The sequence below is a fragment of the Lactobacillus sp. ESL0785 genome, assembly GCF_029395455.1.
Classification (GTDB): domain Bacteria; phylum Bacillota; class Bacilli; order Lactobacillales; family Lactobacillaceae; genus Lactobacillus.
The window spans coordinates 1,658,543-1,671,952 of sequence record NZ_CP113916.1 but is presented as its reverse complement, the minus strand read 5'-3'; the positions used below and the strand labels follow the sequence as shown (position 1 = coordinate 1,671,952).

11 protein-coding genes and 1 other annotated feature are annotated in these 13,410 nt (G+C 34.9%); of the genes, 1 reads left to right on the top strand and 10 read right to left on the bottom strand.

All coding sequences use genetic code 11. From position 1 onward, the window contains the following. Positions 1 to 224: 224 nt before the first annotated feature. The 7 genes from OZY43_RS07915 to OZY43_RS07885 all read right to left on the bottom strand — a co-directional run bounded on the left by OZY43_RS07915 (position 225) and on the right by OZY43_RS07885 (position 8,536). Positions 225 to 704, bottom strand: coding sequence for an Asp23/Gls24 family envelope stress response protein (locus OZY43_RS07915; RefSeq protein WP_277164748.1), 480 nt, complete (start codon positions 702 to 704; stop codon positions 225 to 227). Positions 705 to 724: 20 nt separating this feature from the next. After that, positions 725 to 904, bottom strand: coding sequence for a DUF2273 domain-containing protein (locus OZY43_RS07910; protein ID WP_277164746.1), 180 nt, complete (start codon positions 902 to 904; stop codon positions 725 to 727). Between the two features lie 11 nt (positions 905 to 915). Further along, positions 916 to 1,470 carry an alkaline shock response membrane anchor protein AmaP gene (amaP, locus tag OZY43_RS07905; RefSeq protein WP_277164744.1) on the bottom strand — a complete coding sequence of 185 codons (555 nt, stop codon included), beginning with the start codon at positions 1,468 to 1,470 and terminating at the stop codon, positions 916 to 918. A gap of 152 nt (positions 1,471 to 1,622) precedes the next feature. Beyond that, positions 1,623 to 2,339: a glucosamine-6-phosphate deaminase gene (locus OZY43_RS07900; protein ID WP_277164742.1), complete on the bottom strand. Its 717-nt coding sequence runs from the start codon at positions 2,337 to 2,339 to the stop codon at positions 1,623 to 1,625. 163 nt (positions 2,340 to 2,502) lie between these two features. Then, complete coding sequence (locus OZY43_RS07895) at positions 2,503 to 4,830, bottom strand: ABC transporter ATP-binding protein/permease (protein ID WP_277164740.1); 2,328 nt, start codon at positions 4,828 to 4,830, stop codon at positions 2,503 to 2,505. Between the two features lie 138 nt (positions 4,831 to 4,968). Beyond that, positions 4,969 to 7,308 (bottom strand): ABC transporter ATP-binding protein/permease, encoded by a 2,340-nt coding sequence (locus OZY43_RS07890; RefSeq protein ID WP_277164738.1) that lies wholly within the window; start codon positions 7,306 to 7,308, stop codon positions 4,969 to 4,971. Between the two features lie 139 nt (positions 7,309 to 7,447). Beyond that, positions 7,448 to 8,536, bottom strand: coding sequence for a YdcF family protein (locus OZY43_RS07885; RefSeq protein WP_277164736.1), 1,089 nt, complete (start codon positions 8,534 to 8,536; stop codon positions 7,448 to 7,450). An 87-nt stretch (positions 8,537 to 8,623) separates the two neighbouring features. Here OZY43_RS07885 and OZY43_RS07880 point away from each other — a divergent pair, with 87 nt between their 5' ends. Then, positions 8,624 to 9,328, top strand: coding sequence for a CPBP family intramembrane glutamic endopeptidase (locus OZY43_RS07880; RefSeq protein WP_277164734.1), 705 nt, complete (start codon positions 8,624 to 8,626; stop codon positions 9,326 to 9,328). Here OZY43_RS07880 and OZY43_RS07875 read toward each other — a convergent pair. The 3 genes from OZY43_RS07875 to OZY43_RS07865 form a co-directional block, all read right to left on the bottom strand. After that, a complete protein-coding gene (locus OZY43_RS07875) occupies positions 9,292 to 10,452 on the bottom strand; it encodes a cation:proton antiporter (RefSeq protein WP_277164732.1) in 1,161 nt (386 codons plus the stop codon). The genes OZY43_RS07880 and OZY43_RS07875 overlap by 37 nt on opposite strands. Positions 10,453 to 10,492: 40 nt before the next feature. After that, positions 10,493 to 10,552: a sequence feature (sodium ion sensor (DUF1646 type); this cis-regulatory element may regulate processes involved in with the transportation of sodium ions), on the bottom strand. 50 nt (positions 10,553 to 10,602) lie between these two features. Next, positions 10,603 to 12,471, bottom strand: a complete 1,869-nt coding sequence (locus tag OZY43_RS07870) for a heavy metal translocating P-type ATPase (protein WP_277164731.1) — start codon at positions 12,469 to 12,471, stop codon at positions 10,603 to 10,605. Positions 12,472 to 12,636: 165 nt separating this feature from the next. Next, positions 12,637 to 13,206, bottom strand: a complete 570-nt coding sequence (locus OZY43_RS07865) for a hypothetical protein (RefSeq protein ID WP_277164729.1) — start codon at positions 13,204 to 13,206, stop codon at positions 12,637 to 12,639. Positions 13,207 to 13,410: the final 204 nt, after the last annotated feature.

Below are 13,410 nucleotides of genomic sequence, written 5' to 3'. Positions count from 1 at the left end.
TTTACTTTGAGAATGATGATCCCAAAAGGAAAAATAAATGTCAAGGCAGTAATTATCTGTCAGGTTACAAACAATTTTTAATATTAATATGGTGAAAATAATTTTAGAGGACAAGCAGAAAAATTATATTATGTGGAAAAATAAATTATTTCCTAGGAAATAATTTGAGTTATAAAAGCAGGACAGTGAAATGCTCACTGTCCTGTTAAAAAGCCAATCAATAATTATTTAACTCTTTTTGGTTCTTTCTTTTCGTCTGGTTTTTGTTCACTGATTTTATCTTTGGTATCTTTAGTGGCACCAGTGATGCGGTCTTGTAGACTAACAGAATCTTTTTGGTGCTGTTGCTTTGTCTTGATATCAACAACGGTAACGCTAACTTCAACTGTATCTAATCCCGTCATTTCTTTGACTTTATTAAAAATCCGTTCTTTGATTTCATCATATAGTTTAGTGATTTGAACACCATATTCTGCGACAATATCAATATCAACAGCTACTTGTTTTTTACCAACTTCAACGTTGATACCGGTTGTAACATCGCTACTATTAACGATTTTATCAGTTAAATTGGAGAAAAATCCACCATCTACGGTTAATAAACCCGTAACATCAGATAGTGCGATGCCAATGATCTTTTGAATAACTTTAGAATCATATTTCAAATTACCTTTAACTTCTTGTTTTGGATTTGCTTGTGTCATTTTAAAGACTCCTTTGATACTTACTTATTCATTAATCTTTTAACTACTGGCCAGTAATGACCAATTATAAGACCACATATTAGCATTACGATTACAAAAACTGTTTTGAAGAAACCTAGTCCTAAAAAGCAAAATGCTAAAAGAAGGCCGCTGAGAGCACCACTTAACTCGGAAAAGTGTTTTTGTAAAAATTTGTTCATGATTGCCTCCTTTATTGCACACGCTGTTCAGACTTAGTTGCTTCTTGAAAGTTATTAAATTTGATTTTGATTTTAGGCTTTTGTTCAATCCCTAAAGTCTGTTTAAGATTACCCTTGAGTTCTTCAAGATAAGTTTTAAGAAGGGCAGCAACATTTTCACCGGCTCCTAAATCACCACTGATTTTTATTTTGATATGGTGCTTAGTTAACCTAGAATTAACCTTAGGATTATTTAAATATGGTAAATCTGTCAAGGAACTCAGAATATAACCATTAATTGCTTTACTAGTAACTTTAACTTGTCCGCTATTTTTATGAATTAAGTTAAAGCTTTTTTGGGTAGGCCAAAATATCAAGGTAATGAAGCTAAAAATAAGAACTATAATAACAATTGTACTAATAATAATTAAATACCAGGTAAAGATAGGATTGATTTTTTTGATTTGTGGTAAAGACAATTTTAAATATTTTTGCCAAAAATTGCTATTTTCCCATAATAAATAGATTGGTGGCGGCATTAGTAGTAATGTGCTTAATACTAACAACCATTTTTTGCTACGTTTCAATTGATCACGTCCTCTCGTAATTACACTTTAATCATAATACGGAGGGATACAAGAACTTAATGATATGCACTGATAAGTATATACTTTTTTATTAATACACATTATCAAAAAAGCAATGCATACATGCATTGCTTTAGGGGGTTTATTGAATTCTATTTTTGCTTTAATTTACTTGCAGCTTCTTTATCGATAATCACTGTAACATCAGGATGCTTTTGTAAAATAGATGCTGGAACCTTTTCTGTAACAGGTCCTTCAATCATTTTTTGAATAGCATCAGCCTTGTTAGCCCCGAAGGCCATAATGACGATCTTTTTAGCTGACATAATGTTTGCTATGCCCGTACAAATTGCGGATTTTGGCACATCATCAATGTTACTAAAGAAACGTGAATTTGCCTTGATTGTGTTAGCAGTTAATTTAACCTCATGTGTAACAGAATTAAATGATGTACCAGGTTCGTTGAAAGCAATATGACCGTTTTGTCCGATACCTAAAAGTTGAACGTCAATTGGATTTTCTTTAATAATCTGATTGTAATCGCTCGCTGCACCTTCAGGATCTTTGATCGCTTTAATTCCGTCAGGAACATATGATTTTTTGAATGGTTTTTTGGCAAATAAATTTTTTTGCATGAAGTAATGATAACTTTGATCGTTGTCAGGGGTTAGGCCAACGTATTCATCTAGGTTAATGCTGATTAAATTGTGAGTATCAACATCACTTTCAGTCCATTCTTTATATAGGGTTAGTGGTGTAGATCCAGTAGCTAAACCAAATACTTTGCCGCCGTGATCAATACTGTTTTTAAAGATTTTAAATGCTTCAGTACCACCTTGGGCATTATTATTGGTAATGATAATTTTCATAATTACTCCTCCTTAATTTATTAAATTAATTATAAATTGGTATATGCCAATTTGTCAATAAGTAAATTAGGTAAGTTACAATATAATGCTTTTGTTAAATAAAAAGCCTAATTAGTGTTACACATGAAACACTAATTAGGCTTTATGAATTATTATTTAGTTATTATTCACTTCTTAAGGCAATTGCAGCATCTTTTTTGGCAGCCATACGAGCAGGAAGATGACCACCGAGCAAAGTTAAAATTGTTGAAATAACAATTAAAATCAGTGCATGTATCGGATCAAGTTGTGCAATATTACTTAAGTCAGTTAAATTGTAGAGTATGCTATTAATTGGGAAGGTAAGTAGATAGGCAATAACTACGCCAAGGACACCGGAGAAAATTCCTAAAATAAAAGTTTCAGCGTCAAAGACACGGGTTATATCTTTCTTACGAGCACCTAACGCCTTAAGAACCCCAATTTCTTTGGTTCGTTCAAGCACCGAGGTATAAGTTAGGATACCAATCATAATCATTGAAGTGACTAGCGAAATTGCGGCAAAGGCAACTAAAACGGTTGTAATACCGTTAAGTAGGCCACCGGTCATTGATGTAACAGCGCTAGACATATCTGTGTAAATAATCTTGTCTTTTTTATTCTTGCCCTTGTTCCACTTGTCAAGATAATCTAAGACTTTGTCTTTAGAATCAAAATTGTTGGGATAAATCATGATGCCCATCGGTAAAGTTGAACCACCAATGGTTTGCATTAGTTGCTTCTTTTCAGTTGAGTTCATGTTTTGTCCGGTCATTACGTTTTGGCTGGACTTCTTCTGGGCCTTAACAATTGCCGAATTTTGATTAGCTTTAATGATATTTTGAGTTAGTTGGTCACTGTAAGTAATTCCGGGTGAAAGTAAGGATAGTGAATTCTTATTTTTAGGACGGATGATACCAACAATGAGCAAAGTAGTTTTACTATTATTATACATTGCAGTATCAGCTTTTTGGGGGACAAACATTCCTGTTGGTAGCTCTTGGTAGTAATCATCATTGTTAATAACCTTATATTTTTTACCAATTAATTGCTTAAATGATAATTTATCACCGGTTTTAATTTTATAACCTAAATTCTTGAAGACGTTGATATTGATCGTGTTCCTGTTGTTAGTTACTAAGATCAGGTCAGTTGCTTTTTTAGGCCAAGTACCATTGAGTAACTGATAATTGTCCTTTAAGAATGAAGTCTTACCAGATTTAAGTGTTGTCGGGAAAACTGCTGAACCAAAACCACTACTTTGCTGAGCTTTTTCTAGAGCTGTTTCTTGGCCGCTGGTAGCACTGGCTGAAAATTTAACCTGTTTGACTTTATTGCCATCTTTGGCAAGTAAGTTAAGGTTGACGCCGCGTTGATAAGAAATATTGTTGGCATAATCAGGATTGATTCGCTTAATGTAATCAATATATTTGGGCGTAATTTTGTTTTGGTGTGTAGATGATTGCAGTTCACTTTCTTTAGCAGTGATGTAGCCGCGATTTTTGACATTTTTGTCAGAATCATCATCTTTAGTACTTGTTTCATTAGTTGCCGTTTGACTGATTGAAACAGGATATTTAGCTAATGCCTTACTCATAGTAGAGTCAATTTGTTTTTGGAAACCGTTGGATAACGACAAAACAACTGCAATTGAAATAATACCAATACTTGAGGCAAAGGCGGTTAAAGTAGTACGGCCTTTTTTGGTCATAATATTGGTAAAGCTAAGTTTGATAGCATTCCAATAAGACATTTTGGTTCGCTTAAGCTTAAAAGCATCTTGCTTGTCTTTTGGATTATAGGGGGCGGAATCGTTAAGAATCTTACCGTCTTGGAAATTGACAATTCGTGAAGCATATTCTTTTGCTAGTTCGGGATTGTGCGTCACCATGATTACTAAGCGATCCTTAGAAACGCGCTTAATTAGCTGCATGATTTGCTCAGAAGTTTCAGTATCAAGCGCACCAGTAGGTTCATCACATAGCAAAATATCTGGATTATTGGCTAAAGCACGCGCAATGGCAACCCGCTGCATTTGACCGCCAGATAATTGGTTGGGGCGTTTGTTAAGATGCTCTTTTAGACCAACTTCAGTTAAAGCATCAATTGCGCGCTTATGGCGTTCAGCCGCCGCAACTCCAGATAAATTCATTCCTAATTCAACATTGGCAATGATCGATAAGTGTGAGATTAAATTATAATTTTGAAAAACAAAACCGACAGAATTATTGCGGTAAGCATCCCAGTCGGTTTCTTTGAAGTTTTTAGTTGACTTACCATTAATGATTAAATCGCCTGAATCATAGCGGTCAAGGCCACCAATCACATTTAGCATTGTTGTTTTACCAGAACCACTTGGACCTAAAATTGCAACAAATTCTTGATCACGAAATGAAATCGAAACATCATTTAACGCGTGTGTGATTGTATCACCTACATGGTAAGATTTGCGTAAATTTTTTAATTGAAGCATACTGTTATCCTTTTCTGTAATAAAGTAATGATTAATAATTTAGTTTAACATTGATAAAAAGAGTAATCTAGAAAAAGTTAATACAAAAAAGGTCTTGATTACAATTCTAGTAATTAAGACCTTTGTATACTAATAAAATTATTCGCTGCGTAAAGCAATTGCCGCATCTTTTTTAGCAGCAATTCGTGCAGGGATGTGGCCCCCTAGTAAGGTTAAGACTGTTGATATAATGATTAGACTAAGAATATGTAGTGGGTTAGGCTGAGCAACATTGGTCAGACCCGTAATTTTGAGGAAAATATTGTTAATTGGGAAGGTAAGGATATAGGCGATAGCAATTCCTAGAATTCCTGAAAAAATGCCTAAGATAAAAGTTTCGGCATCAAAAACGCGGGTAATATCTTTTTTACGTGCACCCAAAGCCTTGAGAATACCAATTTCTTTGGTTCTTTCAAGAACAGATGTATAAGTTAAAATCCCGATCATAATCATTGAAGTAACTAAGGAAATAGCTGCGAAAGCAATTAAAACTGTGGTAATACCATTGATAATACCACCTGTCATTGAAGTTACAACACTAGACATATCCGTGTAAATAATTTTGTTAGCTTTTGACTTACCTTTGTTCCAATTATCAAGATAATCAAGTACTTGATCCTTTGACTTAAAATTATTTGGATAAATCATAAAGCCACTAGGCAAAGTTGAGCTACCTAAGGATTCTAAGACACGCTTTTTGCCGTAATAATTAACACTTTGACCAGTTAAGACATTATGGCTAGAGTGTTTTTGGGCCTTAATAATATCTGAGTTTTGATTAATTTTGATAACCTTTTGTGCCAAATTGTCACTATAGGCAATACCATCAGATAGAAGTGACATTGCATTTTCACTTTTAGGTCGAATAATTCCTTTAACTCGTAAAGTGAGGGCACTATTATTATACATATCATCGCTGACTTCTTGAGGAACAAAAATACCAGTAGGTGTTTGCTCATAATAGTCATTGTTTGAAACAATTTTAAATTTTTGACCAAGTAATTGCTTAAATTTTATTTTGTCGCCGATTTTTAGTTTATAACCTAAATTTTTAAGGGCATTAATATTTACTGTATCTTTATTGTTAGTAACTATGACCAAGTCTGTAGCTTTATGTGGCCAATTTCCGGATAACAATTCATAATTACTCTTTAAAAATCCCTGCTTGTCAGAGCTAAGAGTAGTTGGAAAAACAGAAGATCCAAGTCCAGTTACGTTAACAGTTTGCGCTCTAACTGCATCACTGTTTTGCGCATTATGAGTATCGTTAGGTGAGAATGAGACACGTTCGACTTTTCCTTTAACCTTGGCGATTAAATTCAGGTTAGTTCCACGCTGGTAAGAAATATTATTTGCATAGTCAGGATTTATCTTTTTGATATAGTTGGTATATTTAGAAGTAATCTTGTTGATATGCAGTGATTGCACCATTTTATCTTTTTCTGCTTGAATGTAACCACGACTTTTGACATTCTTTTGTGATGCTTTGCGGTTAGTGACTTCATTTAGATTGGTAACTGATTCATTGACAATAACAGGATATTTTGCAAGTGATTTACTCATTGTCATGTCAATCTGTTTTTGAAAGCCATTAGAAATTGCTAGGACAATCGCAATTGAAATAATACCAATACTAGCAGCAAAAGCGGTTAAGGCAGTTCGGCCCTTTTTAGTCATAATATTGGTAAAACTAAGCTTAATTGCGTTCCAATATGACATCTTAGTGCGTTTTAGTTTAAAATTATCTTCTTGTTCAGTATGATTATAGGGATTAGAATCTTTAATAATTTTCCCGTCTTGAAAATTAACAATTCTAGTTGCGTATTTTTGGGCAATTTCAGGATTATGTGTAACCATAATAACGAGCCGCTTTTTTGATAAGCGCTTGATTAATTTCATAATTTGTTCAGAAGTTTTAGTATCGAGCGCACCGGTAGGCTCATCACAAAGTAAAATATCTGGATTGTTAGCTAGTGCTCGAGCAATCGCAACGCGTTGCATTTGTCCACCCGATAATTGCTCGGGGCGTTTATTAAGATGCTTTTTAAGACCAACTTCTGTTAACATGTCAATTGCTCGTTGATGCTTTTCTTTTGCAGGAAGACCAGAGAGGGTCATGCCTAGCTCAACGTTGGCAATAATTGATAGGTGAGAAATCAAATTGTAATTTTGAAAAACAAAACCAATAGAGTTATTACGGTAGGCATCCCAATCAGTATCTGTAAAATTTTGGGTAGATGTACCGTTAATAATCATGTTTCCCTTGTCGTAACGATCAAGTCCGCCAATGATATTTAGTAAGGTTGTTTTGCCAGAACCACTAGGCCCTAAAATCGCAACAAATTCATTATTACGAAATGAAACAGTAACATTATCTAGCGCGTGAGTGGTAGAGTCGCTAACATGGTATGATTTGTAGATATTTTTTAATTGCAACATATCCTATTCCTTCTATTAATGTGTAACCTATTTTTATATTTATCCTGTGTTCAATAATATTTATAACACAATATATAGTTTAGCATTTGTATAAATTATAATCTAGAGGCAATATATGGATACAATAATATTCAAAAAATTATAATATTATAACTCCCATGGCGGTAAGAATTGATGCAATAACAAATAATATTAAAATTAATGAAATAATAGTAAGATGACGTTTTTTGTTCATAACAAAAATACCAGCAAATTCTCTAACAATTGCATTAGGAAGAAAATAAAACCTAGTATAGCAGCCTATACCATTGGCATTGAGTCCAGCAGACTTAGCAAATAGGGATGCTCGAAAAATATGGTAATTGTTACTAAAGAATTTTGCCCGAAAATCTTTACTGCCATAATCTTTGGTAGCTATTTTGGCAGAAAATAACATGTTTTGATATGTGTTCTGTGACTTGTTTTCTTGCAGAATATTGTTAGGGTTGATACCGCGAGCAATAGCATATTCAGTCATTGCTTGCGCTTCTGCAACTTTTTCGTCGCTACCTTGGCCACCAGACATAATAAACTTCGGCATTTTTCGCCCCTTGGCAACTTGTTTTTGTGCAAATTGAATGGCGCGGTTAATGCGGCTGGCTAAGAGTGGGGTCACAGTTTCTCCATTGTATAAGCCAGCTCCTAGAACAATGAGGTAATCTTGATTATATTGTCGAGGTACTAATTGATACAATGCTAGATTAATGAGAAAGTTGTAGGCTACTAATAGTAAATAAAGGACAACAGCTGGTGTTGCGTAAAGCAAGACTTTAAGCCAATTCGGTGCAGCTGTGAACGGTCCAGTTAAGACAATTAGCCACATAATAATTAATGCTAGGCCAATAAAAAGGGTTAGTAGATTAGGTAATGTGTGACTTTCTTTCTGCCAAACAAAATAAGCATTCCAGAGAAAGAATAACCACGAAAAAGCAACAATTAAAGCGACAGCTACCACTATCAGGCCCAGTAAAGTAGCATAAATGATAAGTAAAGCATGTAAATTAGTTGCTATAACAAGTACGGTCAGCCAAATTCCTAATAATAGAATAAAAATAGTAAATAAAATTCCATTTAGTAATCGCCGAGGCTCCTTGAACCATGCAGCTAAGAAAATGATCAGTGAAATTAGCAGTATAACCGATATTATTGTAAATGGTCCGTTTGAACTAAGTAATCGAAAAAAGTGCATAATGATTTCTCCAATTTAGGTAATACGAGATAAATCTATTATAATAAAAACAAGCATGAAAGTCATAGTAGATTAGGGTGGAGCAAAATGAAAAAAATATTTTATTACATGAGTTGTGCAGCCAGTATTATTTTGGCTTTTGCAGCATATCAATTTTTGCAGTGTTTTTATTTTTTTCCTAAGCAAGTGCAAAAATTACTGCATCTTAATCAGACAGGGCTGGTGCTAGTAACAAGTGGAGTAACATTCTTGGTTTTGGGCTTCATTTTTTACTTGTATAAGCGTCAGCTGGATGAAGAAAATACTTGGGGCTTCAACCAAAAACCGCATTGGGATTATCGTCGGTTATTAATTATGATTGTTGGTGTCATTTTAATCTTACTTGTAAATTTTATAATGGTTATCATCCTCGGAATCACGAGTACGAAAACGTCGGCTAATCAGGCAAGTTTAAACAAAATTTCACTGCAAGCGGGTGTGTTTTATGCTCCAATGGTTTGCTTAATTGCACCGATTTGTGAGGAAACGATTTTTCGCGGATTATTTTTTAATACTTTTTTTATACAAAAAACGCAATTAAATAAGTGGGTAGGGATTATTTGTAGCGGCTTTTTGTTTGCTTACATGCACGATCCCAAGGTTACTAAATATATTTTACTTTACTGGGCTTTGGGCTGTGTATTAGCGTGGGTTTATATGACAACTAAAGATCTTCGGTATTCAATTATGACCCATGCACTATATAATTCTATGCCCTATTTATTGGGCGCTGCTTGTATCTTGATAAAGTGATTAAGAATAAATGGTGACAAAATAGTCGAGATAATAATTACAAAGATGAGGCTAGAATAAACATCTTGGGAAAATAAATGCTGGCTCTGTCCTAATTGAGAAACTATAAGGGCTACTTCACCACGTGAAATCATACCGGCACCGACAATGTTACCCTCATTTTTACTAAAGCCAAAGAGTAGACTACTGTATTTACCAGCCCAAAATTTAGAAACAATGGCCAAAATAGTCATGATACAGATGAAAATCAAATCATGACCTAAGCTATTGAAGGTAATCGCTAAACCGATATTAGTAAAGAAAAAAGGAATAAAAATCGAATAACCGATTGTGCTAATTGTATGAGAGATTTTTTTATGTTGCGGTGTTTGTCTGAGTGCTAGGCCGCCAAAGAAGGCACCAATTACTGCCGATAAACCAACATATTCAGCGCACCAAACTAAAGTAAAAACAAGAATTAGGGCAATGATATTGGGCGCATGAGCAATGGTCATTTTATTAGCCAGATGCATAAGTTGAGGAGTTAGCCGGTAAATCAGCCAGAGAAAACCCAAGAAACCAATTTCTAGACTAAAATTTAAAATTGGGTTGTTAGTAGGGCCGCTAGTTTTACCTTTTTGACTGCAAGCTGTGAATAAGCTGAGAGCAATGACAGCTAAGATGTCATCGACAACGGCTGCACCTAAGATTGCTGTACCTGCACGGCTATGAAGTTGCCCTTGTTCTTGTAAGACAACAACGGAAATAGAAACACTAGTTGCTGCAAAAACGATTCCAATAAAAATTGCTTCCTGTGGTCGTATTCCCCAAAAATAACAAGTTAAGCCAATAAGAATAATTGGCAGAAGCACTCCAATTGTTGCTATTGTAAAACTTAACTTAAAATATTTTTTGAGAAGAGTAAGATCACTTTCAAGGCCAGCCAAAAACAGTAATAGAATAACACCTAACTGTGAAAAAATATCAATTAAATTACTGGGCTGGATCCAATTGAGGATAGCTGGCCCGAGAACGAAGCCGCAAACAAGCTCGCCAATCACCGCCGGCATATTTAGTCTAGTAGATATTTGACCAAGAATAAGGGAACTAAGTAAAATTAAAATTAAGTTGCCAATAAAAATCATAATTTTGCCTTTCTAAAGTAAACAAAAAAACTTCCAAGTCGCTCTTTGACCCAAAAGAGCAAATCTTGAAAGTTTTTATTTTGGTTATAAAACTCCAACCACTAATAATATTTAATTATTTATTTAATTATTTTAAGTTTAAGCGAATGATTAATTGTTTGCAACTAAGCCTGTTTGTTTAGGACTTTTAGGTTTAGTTTTAGCAAGCAGTGCTAAACTAATAGAAATCATGTCGACACATTCTTGAATGATTGCTCCCCAGAATGCAGGAATAACACCGGTAAAGGCAATCATTTCAATAATAATGACAATCGTGATGGCAGTTAAAACGTCAACGTTAGCAACTTTCATTGTATGCTTGGAAATTGCAACAGCATCGTTGACCTTAGATAAATCGTTAACCATAATAACGGCGTCGGCACTTTCGCTGGCAGCTGATGCTCCTTTAGCACCCATGGCAATGCCAACGTCAGCGGCAGTTAAACTTGGCGCATCATTAACACCGTCACCGGTCATGACAACAGGACGATTTTCTTTAGGTACTTCTTGAATTGCTGCAATTTTTTGAGCTGGTAAAAGTTCAGAACGAATATCATCAACACCGACAGCTTGACCGATTCTATCAGCAACATCCTTGTGGTCACCAGTTAACATCATGATATGTTCGCCGCCTTGACGCTTTAAGCGCGCAATGGTTGTGGCACTTTCTGGTCGTAATTGATCCTTAAAAGTAATATAGCCAGCATAGACATGATCAATGGCAATATAAACGGCAGTAGAATTAATGGTATTAACTTGTTCATGAGGTGCAACATAAGATAGTTTACCCACTTTAACAGTGTGGCCTTCTACGTTGCCGCTGATGCCTTCGCCAGTAGTTTCTTTAATATCTGTTGCAGGTTGTAACAGCTTTTTATCAGTAGCATCAACTAATGAATTAGCGATAATATGGCTTGATTGTTGCTCAACACTGGCAGCGTAACTTTGTAGAGTTTGTTGGCTAACCGTACTTTGATCTACTGGTACAATTGCATCAATGACTAATTGGTTTTCAGTTAATGTTCCGGTTTTATCAAAAGCAAAAGTTTTGGCAGCTGCTAATTTTTCGAGAGTTGGGCCAGACTTAACAATGATATGGTGCTGCGACATCGAACTCATGCCGGAAACCAAGGCAACTGGTGCGGCAATTAAAAGTGGACATGGGGATGCAACAACCATCACTTCAGCAAAGTTAACCGGATTACCTGAATGAATCCAAGCTGCAATTCCGATAACTAAAGAAATAATAGTAAAGGGAACAGCGTAACGATCAGCCATTTTAACAAACTTAGCGGGCTGTGCTTGCGAAGATTTAACTAGAGAAACGATTGTCTGATATTCAGAATCGCTAGCCTTTTTGGTAACAACCATTTCAACAGCATCGCTGCCGTTGATTGCGCCCGACATTAATTCGTCACCTGGATTTTTGTTAACCGGCACGGATTCACCAGTCAATGAAGATTGATCAAAGTTTGATATTCCTTTAATAACTTGGCCATCGACAGGAACCTGTTCGCCGGGTTTAATTAAAACATGGTCGCCAAGCTGCAATTCGTCAACAGCAACAGCGACCAACTTCTCGTTAACAATTTTGTTCGCAATACTTGGTGAATTGCTTAGCAGCGATCGTAATTCTTTGTCTGCTTGACCAGTTGCGTAATCTTCTAAGGTTTCACCACCGGTCATCATGACTAAAATCATCCATTCAGCCCATTGATCACCGATTAAAATAGTTGAGACTACGGCAATGACAGCTAAGATATCGACGCCATAGCGTCCAGTTTTGAAATCACCAACAATTTCTGTTAATAAGGAAATTGCCATTAAAATACCAATAATATCAATTAATATTGTTTGGATTGGAAATTGTAAGCTGCCAATTTGGAATAGGCTCTTAGTTTGCAGACCGAATTGGCAGATTAGTCCGATAGCTCCAGCAACTAGTACAAGGATAAATTTCCATTGACGTCGTAAATTCATTACTATAATGCCTCCATGAATAAAAAATATTTTTATGTTATTAATTTTAGCACTCATTTATTATTTTTAATTAGAATAAGTCTAAATTGGCTTAAATTTAATTGTGACCTTTAATTGGTATTCAAAGTAAAAAGGTTGAATTCATTTAGAATTCAACCTTTTTAGTTAATAATCACTTAATTTGATAATTTTACTAGTTTCTTCTTTAGCTTGCTTAACTACTCGAGGTCCAGTTGGAATTATGCCTTCTTCTTTGTCATCAATTGCCTTGTTAATTGTATGCAAGTGTGCGGCTTTAGCTAACCTGATAGCATCGATTATATCGGAAGAGGACATAGTAACAAAGTTATCATTATTACCATAATCGTTGGTTTCCTCAAAGTAGTGATTGATTTTGGTAACACTATTTGCTGAAAAATGTTCTGCTTGTGCTAGATTCAATAGTAGGGCATGCAGACGAGTGGCAGACACCAATTCATGTTGCAGCATTTCAAAGACCCAGGAAAAATTGATATCCATTGTTTTGAACTGTTTAGCAATGCGGTCCTCATAAAAGGCATGAGTAATCCGCATAATTTCGCTTAGATGACCAGACTGCTGGTCTAGCTTCTTCAGCTTGTCAACTAATTCTTGCTTTTCCTGTAGAGATAATTCATTATCTTGAGGATAAGAATAATTTTTGATGATGGTTTTAACCAAGTAAGTTAAATCATCATTGTTTGTCTTATTTGTCATTTTAGTTTCTTCCTATTCTAACTAATTAAATAAGATGTTATCTTATTTTATGACGCTTAATACAACAATATTATAAAAATGTTATCTAATTATTGCTAAGCAATAGTAATAATTATAATTGTGTATATAACTCATAAAATGTATATTTAAACCAAATTATTTATGAATTATGTACTAACAAAACCAGCATATACAAAAGAACTT